Origin of the sequence: Clostridium sp. K04 (assembly GCF_019734375.1) — a bacterium.
Taxonomy (GTDB): domain Bacteria; phylum Bacillota; class Clostridia; order Clostridiales; family Clostridiaceae; genus Clostridium; species Clostridium saudiense.
Genome location: NZ_JAASHD010000016.1, coordinates 40,886 through 56,372, shown reverse-complemented (window position 1 = coordinate 56,372; position 15,487 = coordinate 40,886). Strand labels below are relative to the sequence as shown.

General features: G+C 28.9%; 16 protein-coding genes, 1 tRNA gene and 1 riboswitch. Of the genes, 7 read left to right on the top strand and 10 right to left on the bottom strand.

Translation table 11 applies throughout. The annotated features are described in order from the left end of the window. Positions 1 to 45 precede the first annotated feature (45 nt). Both HCG70_RS08445 and HCG70_RS08440 read left to right on the top strand, forming a co-directional pair. Positions 46 to 747 (top strand): DUF6873 family GME fold protein, encoded by a 702-nt coding sequence (locus HCG70_RS08445; protein WP_042401293.1) that lies wholly within the window; start codon positions 46 to 48, stop codon positions 745 to 747. 123 nt (positions 748 to 870) lie between these two features. Beyond that, a tRNA-Cys gene (locus HCG70_RS08440) sits at positions 871 to 942 on the top strand. 92 nt (positions 943 to 1,034) lie between these two features. Here HCG70_RS08440 and hslO read toward each other — a convergent pair. The 3 genes from hslO to HCG70_RS08425 all read right to left on the bottom strand — a co-directional run bounded on the left by hslO (position 1,035) and on the right by HCG70_RS08425 (position 3,043). Further along, positions 1,035 to 1,919 (bottom strand): Hsp33 family molecular chaperone HslO, encoded by an 885-nt coding sequence (hslO, locus tag HCG70_RS08435; RefSeq protein WP_042401290.1) that lies wholly within the window; start codon positions 1,917 to 1,919, stop codon positions 1,035 to 1,037. Between the two features lie 13 nt (positions 1,920 to 1,932). After that, positions 1,933 to 2,673 carry a class I SAM-dependent methyltransferase gene (locus HCG70_RS08430; RefSeq protein ID WP_042401287.1) on the bottom strand — a complete coding sequence of 247 codons (741 nt, stop codon included), beginning with the start codon at positions 2,671 to 2,673 and terminating at the stop codon, positions 1,933 to 1,935. Positions 2,674 to 2,791: 118 nt separating this feature from the next. Next, entirely contained in the window at positions 2,792 to 3,043 is a 252-nt protein-coding gene (locus HCG70_RS08425) for a small, acid-soluble spore protein, alpha/beta type (protein ID WP_042401284.1), read from the bottom strand. 184 nt (positions 3,044 to 3,227) lie between these two features. Beyond that, positions 3,228 to 3,400: riboswitch (Lysine riboswitch) on the top strand. Between the two features lie 150 nt (positions 3,401 to 3,550). Between HCG70_RS08425 and HCG70_RS08420 the strand changes: the two genes are divergently transcribed. The 4 genes from HCG70_RS08420 to HCG70_RS08405 all read left to right on the top strand — a co-directional run bounded on the left by HCG70_RS08420 (position 3,551) and on the right by HCG70_RS08405 (position 6,499). Further along, a complete protein-coding gene (locus tag HCG70_RS08420; protein ID WP_042401281.1) occupies positions 3,551 to 4,546 on the top strand; it encodes an aspartate-semialdehyde dehydrogenase in 996 nt (331 codons plus the stop codon). Between the two features lie 10 nt (positions 4,547 to 4,556). Continuing rightward, positions 4,557 to 5,435 (top strand): 4-hydroxy-tetrahydrodipicolinate synthase, encoded by an 879-nt coding sequence (gene dapA / locus HCG70_RS08415; RefSeq protein WP_042401278.1) that lies wholly within the window; start codon positions 4,557 to 4,559, stop codon positions 5,433 to 5,435. Positions 5,436 to 5,449: 14 nt separating this feature from the next. Further along, on the top strand, positions 5,450 to 6,202 hold the full coding sequence (dapB, locus tag HCG70_RS08410) for a 4-hydroxy-tetrahydrodipicolinate reductase (RefSeq protein WP_042401274.1): 753 nt from the start codon (positions 5,450 to 5,452) through the stop codon (positions 6,200 to 6,202). 132 nt (positions 6,203 to 6,334) lie between these two features. Beyond that, positions 6,335 to 6,499 carry a hypothetical protein gene (locus HCG70_RS08405; protein ID WP_172676180.1) on the top strand — a complete coding sequence of 55 codons (165 nt, stop codon included), beginning with the start codon at positions 6,335 to 6,337 and terminating at the stop codon, positions 6,497 to 6,499. Positions 6,500 to 6,531: 32 nt separating this feature from the next. On the opposite strand, the gene HCG70_RS08400 is transcribed toward HCG70_RS08405, so the two are convergent. The 6 genes from HCG70_RS08400 to HCG70_RS08375 all read right to left on the bottom strand — a co-directional run bounded on the left by HCG70_RS08400 (position 6,532) and on the right by HCG70_RS08375 (position 13,802). Continuing rightward, positions 6,532 to 8,187: a peptide ABC transporter substrate-binding protein gene (locus tag HCG70_RS08400; protein WP_042401260.1), complete on the bottom strand. Its 1,656-nt coding sequence runs from the start codon at positions 8,185 to 8,187 to the stop codon at positions 6,532 to 6,534. A gap of 99 nt (positions 8,188 to 8,286) precedes the next feature. Then, positions 8,287 to 9,267, bottom strand: coding sequence for an ABC transporter ATP-binding protein (locus tag HCG70_RS08395; protein WP_042401249.1), 981 nt, complete (start codon positions 9,265 to 9,267; stop codon positions 8,287 to 8,289). After that, a complete protein-coding gene (locus tag HCG70_RS08390; protein WP_042401246.1) occupies positions 9,267 to 10,274 on the bottom strand; it encodes an ABC transporter ATP-binding protein in 1,008 nt (335 codons plus the stop codon). Before HCG70_RS08390 ends, HCG70_RS08395 begins: the two co-directional genes overlap by 1 nt. Positions 10,275 to 10,286: 12 nt before the next feature. Next, positions 10,287 to 11,255, bottom strand: a complete 969-nt coding sequence (locus HCG70_RS08385; protein WP_042401243.1) for an ABC transporter permease — start codon at positions 11,253 to 11,255, stop codon at positions 10,287 to 10,289. Positions 11,256 to 11,269: 14 nt separating this feature from the next. Then, positions 11,270 to 12,187, bottom strand: coding sequence for an ABC transporter permease (locus HCG70_RS08380; protein WP_042401238.1), 918 nt, complete (start codon positions 12,185 to 12,187; stop codon positions 11,270 to 11,272). Positions 12,188 to 12,668: 481 nt separating this feature from the next. After that, on the bottom strand, positions 12,669 to 13,802 hold the full coding sequence (locus tag HCG70_RS08375) for a pyridoxal phosphate-dependent aminotransferase (RefSeq protein WP_195951747.1): 1,134 nt from the start codon (positions 13,800 to 13,802) through the stop codon (positions 12,669 to 12,671). A 182-nt stretch (positions 13,803 to 13,984) separates the two neighbouring features. Between HCG70_RS08375 and dapD the strand changes: the two genes are divergently transcribed. Beyond that, a complete protein-coding gene (dapD, locus tag HCG70_RS08370; protein ID WP_042402852.1) occupies positions 13,985 to 14,695 on the top strand; it encodes a 2,3,4,5-tetrahydropyridine-2,6-dicarboxylate N-acetyltransferase in 711 nt (236 codons plus the stop codon). 38 nt (positions 14,696 to 14,733) lie between these two features. Here the strand turns inward: dapD and HCG70_RS08365 are convergent, their stop codons facing one another. Further along, positions 14,734 to 15,402, bottom strand: a complete 669-nt coding sequence (locus tag HCG70_RS08365) for a single-stranded DNA-binding protein (protein WP_042402849.1) — start codon at positions 15,400 to 15,402, stop codon at positions 14,734 to 14,736. Between the last annotated feature and the right edge of the window lie 85 nt (positions 15,403 to 15,487).

Below are 15,487 nucleotides of genomic sequence, written 5' to 3'. Positions count from 1 at the left end.
ATTTTATATCTTATAATAAATACATTTATATCAAGGAGAAAAATAATGATAAGTTTTGTTGATTATAGAACCTCATTAGATGAAATTAATTCACTAAAAAATATGAATTATGATGTAATTAAAGTTCCTCGTGCTAATAATCTTTATTCAGCTATTGACGGTCATGTTGATATACAATTAAATATTTTAAGCAAAAAAAATAAGACCATAATTATAAATAAAGATATTAATAATGACTTTAAAAAATTATTAGATGAAAAAGGTATTAAATACATAAATAGCTTTTCTTCGTTACATGAAAAATATCCAAATAACGTATTGCTAAATGCCTATATTACTGAAAATTATTTAATTCATAACTTAAAGTACAGCGATAAAGAACTCTTAAACTATTGTAAGAACAAAAAGCATATAAATATTAAACAAGGATATTCTAAATGCTCCATATTGCCTATAAGGGAAGATGCCATCATAACTAATGATGCTGGAATACATAAAGCTTTAGTTAAAGAAAACTTTGATGTATTGCTGATTCCATTTGGAGATATTGAACTTCCTGGGTTAAACTATGGATTTATCGGTGGTGTTGGAGGTATGATTTCAGATGATTGCATGGCCTTCTTTGGCTCATTAGAACACTATGCTTTTGGAACGATGGTTAAAGAGTTTCTATATAAATATGATATAAAGCCATTATATCTAAGAAATAGTAAACTTTTCGATAGGGGAAGTTTATTAGTTTTATAATCTCTTATATAATACGTCTGTATCATTAAATTGTTGATTATTATTTATATTTTATAAATGCTAATTAATTTTATTTTATGAATATTTTATATAAATTTGCATATATTTAATTATAAGTAATTTGGCGCTATAGCCAAGTGGTAAGGCAGAGGTCTGCAAAACCTTTATTCCCCAGTTCAAATCTGGGTGGCGCCTTTTTAACTATATAATCATAAATAACCATAAGCTATAACTCTTTAATTAAAAAAATAAAACCAAGTATTAAAATACTTGGTTTTATTTTTTAACTATTTACTAATTTTTGATAATAGTTCTCCTATTTCTTCTTTAGTAAATACATATGTCTTATTGCAGAAATGACATTTTAATTCTTCATTTTTTCCATCTTCATATATTTCTCTTAAATCTTTTTCTCCAATAGAAATTAAAGCTTTTTCTACCTTTTCTCTTGAGCAGTTACAGTAAAATTCTGGAGTCACTTCTTCAAGTATTTTTAAGTCCATGTCTCCGAAAATATACTCTAGTATATCATCCATGCTCTTTCCTTCATCTAACATTGTTGTTAAAGAAGGAATTTCCTCTAATCTATAAGTTATTATATCAGCTAAAAATTCATCTGCTCCTGGTAACATTTGAATTATGAATCCACCAGCTACCTTAATAGAATAATCCTTATCTACTAAAACTCCTAATGAAACAGCTGATGGTGTTTGTTCAGAAACAGTGAAATAATATGCTAAATCTTCAGCAATTTCACCAGAATGTATTGGTACTTGACCAACATATGGATCTTTCATGCCTAAATCTTTAATAACCATAAGTGTTCCATTTTTACCTACATATCCACCAACATCAAGCTTTCCATTTGCATTTAACGGTAAATCACCATAAGGATTTCCAATATACCCCTTTACTTTAGCACCTTCATAAGCAGTTACAACTACTCCTTCCGCATCTCCGCCACCATTTATTCTTAAAGTCATTACTTCATTTTCAGACTTTAATGTAGCTCCTAATAAGGCCCCTGCTGTTAACATTCTCCCTAATGCTGCTGAAGCTACTGGCGTACATTCATGTATAACTCTTGCATCTTCTACTAAATTAGTAGTTGTTCCTGCAATTATTCTTACCATTCCATCTTTAGCTACTGCTCTAATTATTTTATCGCTCATATTTGACCTCCAACTATTGAATTTTCTTTACAACATATACTATTCTCTCACTATTTGCTTGTACATTATCATTAGAATATCCATCAAATTTATTAATAAGCTTAAAATCTAACTCTTCTAAGATACTTTCTAACTGAGACTCTTTATAAGCCCTTTCAAGATGTTCTTCTTCAAATCTTTCATATAATTCTCCCTTTTTAACAAAGAAAGTTAAAAACATAGATAATAAGTCATCTTCAAAAACATTTTCCCAAGTATAAAAAACATCTTCCTCACTATATGTATAAATATTATTACCTAGTATCTCTGATAATTTATAATACGAATTAACATCAAATATAAATAATCCGTCATCTTTTAAATGTTCATATACACCTTTAAAATAGTTTTTTAAACCCTCTATATCTGTTACATAATTTGTAGAATCTAATACCGAAGTAATTAAATCAAACTTTCTATTTAAAGAAAGCTCGGTCATGTCTTGACAGATTATCTTACCTTTAATACGTTCACTTTTTAACTTATCAAAAGCCTCTCTAAGCATATCTTCAGATAAATCTACTCCGTAAATATTTTTAAAATGTTTTGCTATTCTTACTGTAACATTACCTGTACCACATGCTATATCTAAATAATCATTAAATTCTATATTATTTTCATTACAAATTCTTAATATACAATCTACCATTTCATCATAATTTATATCTTCATTTATTAATTCATCATATATCTTTGCAAATTCTCCATAAGCCATAATATCCCCCCTCACTTCATTAAATTGTGAGAAAATCTTATAATAATGTAAATTATAATACAAAAAAATAAATTTCTATGTTTTATATTACTATGATACTAAATATTAAGTCAATCCATTATTTTCTTCCTAAAATCTGATCATTAGTTGGTAACTTTAATTCTTTTTTTCTTTTTGTCATAATTCCACCTATTCTACCTGTTTCTTCAGCAGTTAATCCTCCCCATCCACACTCATCTACTTTTTCACTTAAGCCTAATTCTTCTGCGATTTCATATTTTATCTTTTCACGCATTTTTTCTTGTGGTGTAAGTTCTTTATTAGTCTTAATTTTTGACTTTATTATCTTCTTTAATGGTGTTTTACTCATGAAAATTCCCCCTATATAAAATTTATAAAAATATTTTCTCCTATATCTTTTATATTTATACAAAATACGCTGTTACAATTTTGTAATACATTCATATAATAAAATTAAGTATATATGAATAAATTACTAAATATTCCTTGAAAGTTTTGTATATAAAAGGTATAATCTAAATCATATAAGTTTATAAATAGATAGAGGTGCGGTACTTAAGAGTATTATTATGGATTTAAGCGTGTTAAAATAATAGGAAAGGATTTATCGCCGAAGTATATAGCCTAAGCTTTACAGCTATATAACTGGGGGTATGTATAATATGCATATTTCTGTCACATTTTTATGTGGTGAGCTATCATTTAAGGATTTTTTGTATTTATATGTACAGTATACCTTGAGTGATAACTCAAGGTTTTTTTAATAGTAAATTTAATCTTCCTAAATTTGGACAGAATATTTTCTATTATTAAATTTATATATGCAAATATTAAGAGTAAAAAAGGGGGAACCAAAATGTACAATGTTGCAATTGTTGGTAGTACTGGTAATGTAGGTAGAAAATTTTTAGAAATATTAGAGGAAAGAAATTTCCCTATTAAAAATCTATATCTTTTTGCTTCTCAAAGATCAGCAGGATCTTATTTAGAATTTAAAGGTCAAAAATATATAGTAGAAAATACTTGTGAAGAAAATATCAAAAATAAGAAAATAGACATTGCATTATTTTCAGCAGGTGGAGATACAAGTTTAAAATTTGCTCCTATTTTCTCATCATATGGAGCAGTTGTTATAGATAACTCAAGTGCTTGGAGAATGGATAAAAACGTTCCTTTAGTTGTTCCTGAAGTTAACCCTGAGGATTTAAAAAATCATAATGGAATTATTGCTAACCCAAATTGTTCTACAATTCAAGCAATGGTACCATTAAAAGCTTTATTAGATAAGTATGGAATAAAAAGAGTTGTGTATTCAACATACCAAGCTGTTTCAGGGGCAGGAATGCAAGGTATAGCTGATTTAGAAGATGGTTTAAATGGAGTTGCTCCTAAAAAATTCCCATACCCAATAGCTGGTAACTGTCTTCCTCACATAGACGTATTTTTAGATAACGGTTATACTAAAGAAGAAGAAAAAATGATTAACGAAACAAGAAAGATTTTACACGATGAAAATTTAAGAATAACTGCTACAACTGTAAGAGTCCCTGTTTTAAATAGCCATAGTGAAAGCATTAATGTTGAATTAAATAATCCATTTGAAATAGAAGATATATTTACATTATTTGAAAATACACCTGGATTAACAGTTTATGATAATGTTAGCGAACTTAAATATCCAACACCGTTAGAAGTCTCAGGAAAAGATGATGTTTACGTTGGTAGAATAAGACGTGATTTTAGTATAGATAATGGATTGAATTTATGGGTTGTTGCAGATAACATAAGAAAAGGAGCAGCATTAAATGCTGTACAAATTGCCGAAGTATTAATTAATAATAACTGGCTTTAGGAGGAATATAATGTCAATTTTTAAAGGCTCAGGTGTAGCTATAATTACACCTTTTAATGAAAATGGTATAGATTTTGAGAAATTCAGAGAATTACTTGAATGGCATATAAAGGAATCTACTGATGCTATTATCGTTTGTGGTACAACAGGCGAAGCAACTACAATGACAGAAAAAGAAAAGAAAGATGCTATTAAATTCACAGTTGATACTGTAAATAAACGAATCCCTGTTATTGCTGGTACTGGTGGAAATAATACCAGAACTTCTATAGAAATGAGTCTTTATGCAGAAAGTGTTGGTGTTGATGGTTTACTTGTTATTACACCATATTATAATAAAACAAATGCTGAAGGATTATTTATGCATTTCAAAGCAATTAACGATGCTGTAAAGACTCCAATAATACTTTATAATGTTCCAAGTAGAACTAATATGAACATTACAGCTGAGACATTATTAAAACTTACAGAGCTTAATAATGTTGTAGCAATAAAAGAAGCTAGCGGAAACTTAAGTCAAATAGCTAAAATGAAAGCTTTATGTGGTGGCAAAATTGATATTTATTCAGGCAACGATGACCAAGTAGTTCCAATAATGTCACTAGGCGGAGTTGGCGTAATTTCTGTTGCAGCTAATATCGTTCCGAAAACTATTCATGATATGTGTAAATATTATTTAGAAGGTGATTGTTCTAAAGCAACAGCTTTACAATTAGAATATTTAGATTTAATTAACGATTTATTTATTGAAACAAATCCAATCCCTGTAAAAACAGCTATGAATATTATGGGAATGAATGTTGGCGAATTAAGATTGCCTCTTTATAAAATGAATGACAAAAATCAAGAAACTTTAGTTAATACACTAAAGAGACACAAATTAGTATAGAAGGAGTATATTTTATGGTTAAAGTACTATTAAGTGGATGTTGTGGAAAAATGGGAACTGTTATTACTAATTTAGTAAGTGAATTTCCTAATTTAGAAATTGTTGCTGGTATTGATAAATTTCCTAAGGAGGAAAAATATCCTGTATTCACTACACCAGATGATGTTAATATAGAATATGATGTTCTTTTAGATTTTTCTAACATTAGCACTTTACACAAATTATTAGAATTAACAGAAAGAACAAAAAAACCTTTAGTAATTTGCTCTACTGGTTACAATCAAGATGATTTAAATTTAATAAATGAAAAAAGTAAAACTTTACCTTTATTTAAATCAGCTAATATGTCTTTAGGTATTAACCTTATTAACTCATTATTAAGAAAAGTTACTCCTTTATTATATGGAAATTATGATATTGAAATAATTGAAAAACATCACAATCAAAAATTAGATTCTCCAAGTGGTACTGCATTACTTTTAGCTGATACTATAAAAGAATCAATTTCAGAAGAAACTCACTATGTTCATGGTAGAGATGGGCATAAAAAGAGAGAAAAAAATGAAATAGGAATTCATGCAGTTAGAGGTGGATCTATAGTTGGAGATCATGATGTAATATTTGCTGGAACTGGTGAAGTTATTGAGTTATCTCATAAAGCTATTTCAAGAGATGTATTTGCTATCGGTGCTTTAAAAGCATGTGAGTATATGGCTACAGTATCAGAAGCTGGACTATACAATATGGATGATGTTTTAGGTTTATAGAAAAGAGCTACAAAAGTAGCTCTTTTTATTTTGCTTTTAAATTGCTATGAAAGATTTGGATATATATTTCTTATTACTTTTGTATATACTAAGCTTGTAAATTATATATTGATATTTAGGAGGAATTTTATTATGCCAAAAGATAGTCAACCTGATAATAAAGTTGCTAGAATGGAAAAATGCAATTATCAAACTCCAATTACTGAAGAAGGTCATAATCATAATCCAAATTTAAAACATAAGTCTGTAAAAAGAGAAGGAGTTTCTAGCAATCATTACAATCCTGCTGGAAATTAAAAAGAGAGTCATATTTGACTCTCTTTGATTAATTATTCTTTATATGCATATTTGAAAGAAATTTTTCCTAATGTAGAAATTCTAACACCTTTAACATTTTCGTTTGCAGCTGTTACTGTTGTATAGTAATAGATTGGTAATATTGGCATTTCATCCATTAATATATCTTCAGCTTCTCTTAACATTTCAAGTCTCTTTGCAGAATCTGTTTCAACTTTTGCAGCAGCAATTAATTCATCATATCTAGCGTTGCTAAATCCGCAATCGTTGTTTCCTCCACCTGTAACCCATAAATCTAAGAATGTCATTGGATCTATATAATCCCCAATCCATCCATGTCTTGCAATTTGATAATCACCTTGTTGTCTAGTATTTAAGAATACAGCCCATTCTTGGTTTGTTAATTCAACATTTACACCAATTTCTTCCCAGTTTTGTTGGATGATTTGGCATATATCTTTATGAGCACCTTCTGAATTGTACATTAATTCTATAGTTGGAATCCCATTACCATTTTCGTAACCAGCTTCTTTTAATAATTCTTTTGCTTTTGCTATATTTCCTTCCATATCTGATGGATCATAATATTCTTTTGATGCAAAATCATTACCATTTTCATCTGTAATACCTTGTGGAACAAAGCTATATGCAGGAATTTGTTCTGCTTTACCAACGTTATCAATTATTTCTTGTCTATCAATAGCAAGATTTAAAGCTTGTCTAACTAATTTATTGTTTAAAACTTCTTTAACATCTTCACTTAAAGTATCTTGCTTACCAACATTGATTGCAAAGTAATAGTTTCCTAATTTAGGGTTAACATGAACTAACCCTTCTTCTATACCTGGTTCAATTTCATTTGTTGGTACAGAGTTAACCATATCAAAGTTTCCAGCTTTTAATTCTGAGTATGCAGTAGTATCATCTGTAACTAATTTAAAAGTTAAAGATTCTAATTTAACACTGTCTTTATCCCAATAGTTTTCATTTTTTTCAAAAACTAATTGATCTTTCATATCCCATTGTACTAATTTAAATGGACCATTTGAAACATAAGTTTCAGGGTTAGTTGCCCATCCTTCTGGATTAGCAGAAACTATATCTTCTCTTAAAGGAACATATGTTGTAAATGCTAATAATTGTGGGAAGTATGCAGTTGGAGTTTCTAATGTAACTTCTAATGTTTTTTCATCAATTACGTTAATTCCAACTTCTTCTGCTGTTGCTTCTCCATTATAAAACTTTTCTGCATTTTTAATGTAGAATAATTGATAAGCATATTCAGCAGCTGTTTCTTTATTTAATGCTCTTAACCAAGAGTACTTAAAGTTATCTGCTGTTACAGCTTCTCCATCAGACCATTTAGCATCTTCTCTTATTTTGAAAGTATATACTAATCCATCTTCAGAAACTTCCATACTTTCAGCTGTACCTTCTACTGGTTGATCATTTTCATCAAGTACCATTAATCCTTCAAATGCGTTTAAAATCATAGTTCCAGCACCTGAAGAATTGTTTAATGTTGGGTCCATTGTTTCTGGATCCTCACCTAAATTAAATACCAATTGTTGGTTAGAAGAACTACTTCCACTATTAGATGAGCTATCGCCACAACCAATAAATAAAGAAGTAGCTAATGTTGCAGCTAATACAACTGCACATAACTTTTTAAGTTTTGAACTTTTCATTGAAATTTTCCCCCTTGTTTTTCTTTATCTAAATTGCATTTCTGCAATGTGATAACTTTTGTATGACTGATTAAATTATAATTTAATCAGTCTAATTAATTATTTATATAAATGACAAGCAACAAAATGTCCTGGTTCAACTTCTTTTAATTCTGGATTAATTTCAGAACATACCTTCATTGCATCTTTACATCTACCTTTAAATCTACAACCTGGTGGAGGATCTATTGGTGATGGAATATCTCCTTCTAAAACTATTCTTTTATTAGCCTTTGCTACCTTAGGATCAGGTATTGGAACTGCTGATAAAAGTGCTTTAGTATAAGGATGTTTTGGATTCATATAAACATCATCTGCTGGACCTTTTTCTACCATTTGCCCTAAATACATAACTCCAATATGAGTTGATATATGTTTAACCATTGAAAGGTCATGTGCTATAAATAAATAAGTTAATCCAAATTCTTCTTGTAATTCTTCAAGCATATTTATAACTTGAGCTTGAATAGAAACGTCAAGTGCTGATATTGGTTCATCACACACTATGAAATCTGGTTGAACTGCTAATGCTCTTGCTATACCAATTCTTTGTCTTTGTCCACCTGAGAATTCATGAGCATATCTATTAATGTGACTACCATTTAAACCTACTTTATCTAATAAATATCTAATTCTATCTTCTCTTTCTTTTCCTTTAAATAACCCATGAATATCAATGGCTTCACCGATAATATCTCCAACAGTCATTCTTGGATTAAGTGATGCATATGGATCTTGGAAAATCATTTGCATATTTTTTCTTAAAGATACCATCTTCTTTTCACTTAAACCTGTAATATCTTGTCCATTAAAAATTATTTGACCTGAAGTTGGTTCATATAACTTTAAAATAGTTCTTCCAGTAGTAGTTTTACCACATCCTGATTCTCCTACTAACCCTAAAGTTTCTCCCCTTTTAATTGTAAAAGAAACATTATCTACTGCCTTAACAAAGCTCTTCTTTGAAAATAATCCTTTGTTTGCAGGGAAGTATTTACAAAGGTTTTTAACCTCTAAAATAACGTCATTTTTATTTTCCATTATTCTTCCCCCCTTATTGGTGATTCAACTTTTGGTGCATTTTCATGACATAACCAACATGCTGCTCTGTGACCTTCTCCTACTTCAAATAGTGGTGGTTGTTTTTCTTTACATATTTTCATAGCATAATCACATCTTGCAGTAAACGGACATCCAACAGGTGGTTTTAATAAATCTGGTGGTTGTCCTTCAATAGGAATTAATTTTTCTTTTAATTCGCTCTTTGGATTTGGAACACTTCTTAAAAGTCCCCATGTATAAGGATGTTTTCCTCTATAGAATATATCCTCAGTAGTTCCTTCTTCAACAATAAGTCCACCATACATAACATTAATTCTTGAACAAAGATCAGCAACTACTCCTAAGTCATGTGTTATTAATATTATTGATGTATCTAACTTGCTTTTTAAATCTTTCATTAAATCTAATATTTGTGCTTGTATTGTAACATCAAGTGCCGTAGTAGGTTCATCTGCAATAATAAGCTTAGGTTCACAAATTAAGCTCATTGCAATCATAACTCTTTGTCTCATACCACCTGAAAATTCATGTGGATATTGCTTTAATCTTTTTTCTGGACTAGGAATTCCTACCATATCAAGCATTTTAATAGCTTTTTCATTAGCTTCTTTTTTAGATATCTTTTTATGCTTTATTAAATGTTCAGTTAATTGATCTCCTACTGTGAATAAAGGGTTTAATGATGTCATTGGATCTTGGAAAATCATAGACATATCATTTCCTCTTATTGTTTGCATCAATTTTTCAGTAGGTTTTGTTATATCTTTATCATCAAAGAAAATTCTTTCAGCATCTATTTTTGCATTTGCTCCTAAAAGCCTCATTATTGTCATCATTGTTACTGACTTACCACATCCTGATTCACCAACAACTCCAAGAGCTTCCCCTTTTTCTAAATGAAATGATACTCCTCTTACAGATTGTACATCTCCAATATGAGTCTTAAATGATGTTTTTAAGTTTTTAACTTCTAATAATTTACTCATATGTTTCTCCTCCTATTTTTGATGCTTTGGATCTAAAGCTTCAGTTAATCCATCACCAAATAAGTTAAATGCTAAAATGATTAAACAAATCATAGCAGCCGGGAATAATAATTGATAAGGTTGAGTTGTTAATAATCCCTTTGCATCATTTGCTAATGTTCCTAAAGAAGCAAGTGGAGCGTTTAACCCTAAACCTATGTAACTTAGGAATGCTTCAGTAAATATAGCTGAAGGTACAAATAATGTCATTGTTACTATGATTGAACCTAAACAGTTAGGAATTAAATGTCTTAATAATATTCTTGTTTTAGATGCACCTAATGTTTTAGCTGCTAAAACAAATTCTTGCTGTTTAAGTTGAAGGATATCTCCTCTAACTATTCTAGCCATACCAACCCAAGATGAAATAGCCATTGCAACAATAATTGCAAACATACCACTAGATCCATCTTTCTTTAAAACGTTCATTAATAATACTACATATATTAATGTAGGAATTGAATATAAGACGTCTACAATTCTCATCATTATATTATCAACTTTTCCACCTAAGAAACCTGCAATACCACCGTATAAAACCCCAATTACAAGGTTTAAAACTGATGCTGCAAAAGCAATAATTAATGAATATCTTGCACCATACATAACTCTTACAAATAAATCTCTACCTAAATTATCTGTTCCAAACCAGTGTTGTGCATTTGGCCATAAATTTGAAGCAGTTTTATCTGTAGATTTATAAGTAAATCCATATAACTTTTCAATTAATATTGGTCCAAATATTGCAAATATAATAATTACTATAATCATTACTAATGAAAATAATGCAACTTTATTTTGTTTTAATCTTCTCCAAGCATTTGCCCAATAACCTACGCTTGGTCTTATAACATCATCAGCTTTTTTCTCTTCAGTACTTAAAGGAGAAAATAAATCGCTATCAATGTTTAAATCTAAATTTTCTGCCACTACGTTTTTCATTATCTCTCCCCCTTTTATGCTTCAAGTTTAATTCTTGGATCTACTACAACATATAATAAATCAACAATTAAATTACAAATTACTATAAATGTACAATAGAAAGCTAAAACCCCTAATAAAGCTGTATAGTCTCTATTTGTTATTGTTAACGTAAACTCATTCCCTAATCCTGGAATAGCAAATATCTTTTCAACTACGAATGAACCTGTAAGTACCCCTGCAGTTAAAGGTCCTAAATATGTTACTACTGGAATTAGTGAATTTCTTAATGCATGTTTAAATATAATTTTTCCACCACTTAACCCTTTAGCTTTTGCAGTTCTAATATAATCTGATTTTAATACATCAATTAACTTATTTCTTGTTAATCTAGTTATAAATGCCATAGAACTTCCTGATAATGCTATAACAGGCATTATATAATTTTCAGGTTTGCTAATACCTGTAGCTCCTAATACTTTTAATTTTACTGTAAATACAAATATCAATAATGATCCGATAACAAAACTCGGTATCGTAATTCCCAGAGTGGCAATTATCATACATATCCTATCAGGCCATTTATCTGCATTTAATGCTGCAACAACCCCAAGTAAAATACCAACAACTACAGATGCAACAATAGCAACTGCTCCGACTTGTGCTGATTTTGGAAAACCATTTTTTATTGTATCAATAACTTGTCTACCTTTATATTTCATTGATTGTCCAAAATCACCTTTTAATAAACCTTTCATATAGATAACATATTGTTCTCCCATAGGTTTATCTAATCCATACTTTTCATTTAATACTTCTTTCATTTCTGCAGTAATTTTTTCGCCTTCAAAAGGTCCTCCTGGCATAATTCTTACAAGAAAGAACACAATTGTTATTACTGCCCAAATTGTAACTATACTAGTTAAAATTCTTTTTCCAATATACTTTAGCATTTGTGTACAACCCCCATCCAAATTTTTTAAAAGCTAAATGTTAACAATTTATATTAATTATAATACATTTATAATATTTGTCAAAATATATCGTTAAATATTTTCTATTTAAATTAATATATTATTAAATTTACTGCATATTTTTTTGCAATATGATAAACAAGTTTTCACCATTTAGACAACGTTTACATTTACTATTTTAGCCAATTTATCCATTATAACATATATTATTACACTTTTTTCATTGGAAATTCTATTAATAAATTATTAACTATTTTGATTTCAAATTTTAAAACAGAAACAAACATTTTCTTTTTTTTATACCACCTATGACGGACATTTTTAAATATTTATTGTATTTTTTTACATTAATATACTTATACATTTAATAAATACTTTATAATAAAACAAAAAAGACATAGGTCTACATATATAATGTTTAACAAAACCTATATCTTTTAAATATTATTGCTAATATGCTCTAAAGCTTTTTAATAAATTTTTCTAACCTATTTAACGATTCATTTAGTTCTTCATCAGAGTAACAATAAGATAATCTTAAATACCCTTCTCCACCATTACCAAATGCTGTACCTGGTACACAAGCCACTTTTTCTTCATGTAAAAGTCTTAATGCAAATTCTTCAGATGACATATTGTACTTTTTAATTGAAGGAAATACATAAAATGCTCCCTTTGGAATAACTACATCTAATCCTATTTCTTTTAATCTATTAACTACAAAATCTTTTCTTTTGCTAAAAATACGCTTCATATATTCTACATCATTTAATCCATATTTAAATCCATCATATACTGCCCATTGACAAATTGATGGTGCACATGAAACATTATATTGATGTACTTTAATTATTTCATTCATTAAATATTCGCTACATGCATAATACCCAACTCTTAATCCTGTCATAGAAAACATTTTAGAAAATCCACCAACATAAATTATCTTTTCTTTAATTTCTTTGCATTGTGCTACACTATAATATTCTTCATAACATAATGCTTCATAAATCTCATCAGTAATAACAATAACATCGTTATCTTTAATAACTCTTACCAGTTTTTCTTTTTCCTCTTTAGATAATACTGCACCGGTTGGATTACTAGGCAATGATAATACTAAATATTTTATATTCATATCTTTTATTTTATTTTCTATATCATCTATATTTATATTAAATTGCTCATCTAAAGAATAATTAACTACTTCACCACCTAAAATAGCAACTATACTTTCATAAGCTGGATAAGCCGGTGTCGGTATTAAAACTTTATCATTTTTATTAATTAATGCTGTAAATATGTTAAATAATGCCTCACTTCCACCAACAGTAATGCATATTTCATTTGCATTATATGAAATATCCTTTGTATTTAAATATTTACTTATTTCATTTCTTAATTCATCTATACCTAAATTACTTGTATATGTTGTTTTATTTTCATTAATAGCTTTAATTAGTCCATCTTTTATTGCTTTTGGTAATTCAAAATCCGGCTGACCTAATGTTAATGAAATAGCTCCATCGACTTTTTGTACTTCATTATAAAATTTTCTAATGCCTGAGATTTTAACATTTTTCATATTAACATTCATTAATCGTGCCCCCTTAATCTTATTTTAAGTATTTCTTCTTTAAGTAATTTTATAGTAAATAACCTAGTCAGTAAAGTTTTTTCTACTATTTTACTAATGTCTCTTTAAAATACTCTTTATTTCTATTATAATTATATGTGCTCAGGTAAAAATTTGGGGCATAATGCAGAAAGGATGATTTTATGAATTATAATTTAACTGATCCTTATGAAATCGCAAGATTCATTAAAGATTCAAAAAAGACAACACCTGTAAAGGTATATGTAAATGGTGACTTAAGCGAAGCTTCACTAGAAAATATCGAATATTATGGTAATGACAATTTTTACATATTATTTGGAGAAACTGATGTTATTACTGAAATAATATTAGAAAATAAACACAAAATAAAAACATTTAGAGTTGAGAACGATAGAAGAAATTCTGCAATACCTATGCTAGATCTTTTATCAATAGATGCAAGAATTGAACCAGGTGCTATTATTAGAGATAGAGTTTCTATCGGTAAAAATGCTGTCATTATGATGGGTGCTGTTATCAATATTGGTGCTGAAATTGGTGAAGGAACAATGGTTGACATGAATGCAGTTATTGGTGCTAGAGGTCAACTTGGTAAAAGAGTTCACTTAGGTGCTGGTGCTGTTGTTGCTGGTGTTTTAGAACCACCAAGCAAGGAACCTTGCCAAATAGGAGATGATGCATTAATTGGTGCTAATGCAGTAATACTTGAAGGAGTTAAAATAGGTGCTGGTGCTGTTGTTGCTGCTGGTTCTGTTGTTACTGAAGATGTTCCTGCTGGTGTAGTAGTTGCTGGTTCACCTGCAAGAATTATCAAAAATGTAGATGATAAAACTAAAGATAAAACTCAAATCTTAGATGATTTAAGAAAATAAAAAAACTCCCAATTGGGAGTTTTTTTATTAAGCACTTTTTAAACAGCGCCTTCTTCGTGATTTACATTATCTGTATGTTTAGTCTCTTCTTCAGAAACCTTTTCCATTTTAGAAATTGAAACCTCATAAGCAACTTTTTTAACAACTTCATTTTCATTAATCTTCTTTTGATATTCACGACTTTGAAGTCTTCCCCATACCCTTATATTATCTCCAACTTCTAATGTTTGACAAAATCTTGAATTTCTTCCCCAAGCAATAGTTGGAATGTAATCTGATTTATTATATGCTCTATTTACAGCTAATAATACATCAGCAATTTCTCTTCCAAATGGTGTCTTTCTGTATACTGGTTCTTTACATATATAACCATCTAAGAAAATCTCGTTTGGATTCTTGCTTTTTTCTATGCATGGTTCAATATTTCTAGCGAAAACTGTTAATATTAATTTATTTGCTCCATCTACGAACTTATTATAAGATCTTAATTGACCTAAAACTACTATTTCCTTACCTATAGATAAATCCATATTACTTATAAGTCTTTCAGATACCGTAATGTTTAATAAATCTACAGAATCACTTAATCTCGTTACCTCCAATAGGAAAGTATAAAATCCTTCCCCATACATCTCATGACTAAACTCCATACCGCTCACGATTTTTCCTTCAAGATAAATCTTGTTATTTAACATCAAATTGTCCATCTTTACCCCTCTCTCCCTTAGTAATTAATAAGATTCTTATTGCTGTAATAAATATATCAAGGATTATTTCCATTATAATACAAAT

Excerpts from the sequence above, each read along its gene's own strand:
- HCG70_RS08390 (WP_042401246.1), bottom strand. The coding sequence starts at position 10,274 with ATGAGTAAATTATTAGAAGTTAAAAACTTAAAAACATCATTTAAGACT.
- HCG70_RS08425 (WP_042401284.1), bottom strand. The coding sequence starts at position 3,043 with ATGAGTAAAACACCATTAAAGAAGATAATAAAGTCAAAAATTAAGACT.
- HCG70_RS08380 (WP_042401238.1), bottom strand. The coding sequence starts at position 12,187 with ATGCTAAAGTATATTGGAAAAAGAATTTTAACTAGTATAGTTACAATT.
- HCG70_RS08400 (WP_042401260.1), bottom strand. The coding sequence starts at position 8,187 with ATGAAAAGTTCAAAACTTAAAAAGTTATGTGCAGTTGTATTAGCTGCA.
- dapD (WP_042402852.1), top strand. The coding sequence starts at position 13,985 with ATGAATTATAATTTAACTGATCCTTATGAAATCGCAAGATTCATTAAA.
- HCG70_RS08365 (WP_042402849.1), bottom strand. The coding sequence starts at position 15,402 with ATGGACAATTTGATGTTAAATAACAAGATTTATCTTGAAGGAAAAATC.
- dapB (WP_042401274.1), top strand. The coding sequence starts at position 5,450 with ATGGTTAAAGTACTATTAAGTGGATGTTGTGGAAAAATGGGAACTGTT.
- HCG70_RS08445 (WP_042401293.1), top strand. The coding sequence starts at position 46 with ATGATAAGTTTTGTTGATTATAGAACCTCATTAGATGAAATTAATTCA.
- hslO (WP_042401290.1), bottom strand. The coding sequence starts at position 1,919 with ATGAGCGATAAAATAATTAGAGCAGTAGCTAAAGATGGAATGGTAAGA.
- HCG70_RS08405 (WP_172676180.1), top strand. The coding sequence starts at position 6,335 with ATGCCAAAAGATAGTCAACCTGATAATAAAGTTGCTAGAATGGAAAAA.
- HCG70_RS08430 (WP_042401287.1), bottom strand. The coding sequence starts at position 2,673 with ATGGCTTATGGAGAATTTGCAAAGATATATGATGAATTAATAAATGAA.
- HCG70_RS08375 (WP_195951747.1), bottom strand. The coding sequence starts at position 13,802 with ATGAATGTTAATATGAAAAATGTTAAAATCTCAGGCATTAGAAAATTT.
- HCG70_RS08385 (WP_042401243.1), bottom strand. The coding sequence starts at position 11,255 with ATGAAAAACGTAGTGGCAGAAAATTTAGATTTAAACATTGATAGCGAT.
- HCG70_RS08420 (WP_042401281.1), top strand. The coding sequence starts at position 3,551 with ATGTACAATGTTGCAATTGTTGGTAGTACTGGTAATGTAGGTAGAAAA.
- dapA (WP_042401278.1), top strand. The coding sequence starts at position 4,557 with ATGTCAATTTTTAAAGGCTCAGGTGTAGCTATAATTACACCTTTTAAT.
- HCG70_RS08395 (WP_042401249.1), bottom strand. The coding sequence starts at position 9,267 with ATGGAAAATAAAAATGACGTTATTTTAGAGGTTAAAAACCTTTGTAAA.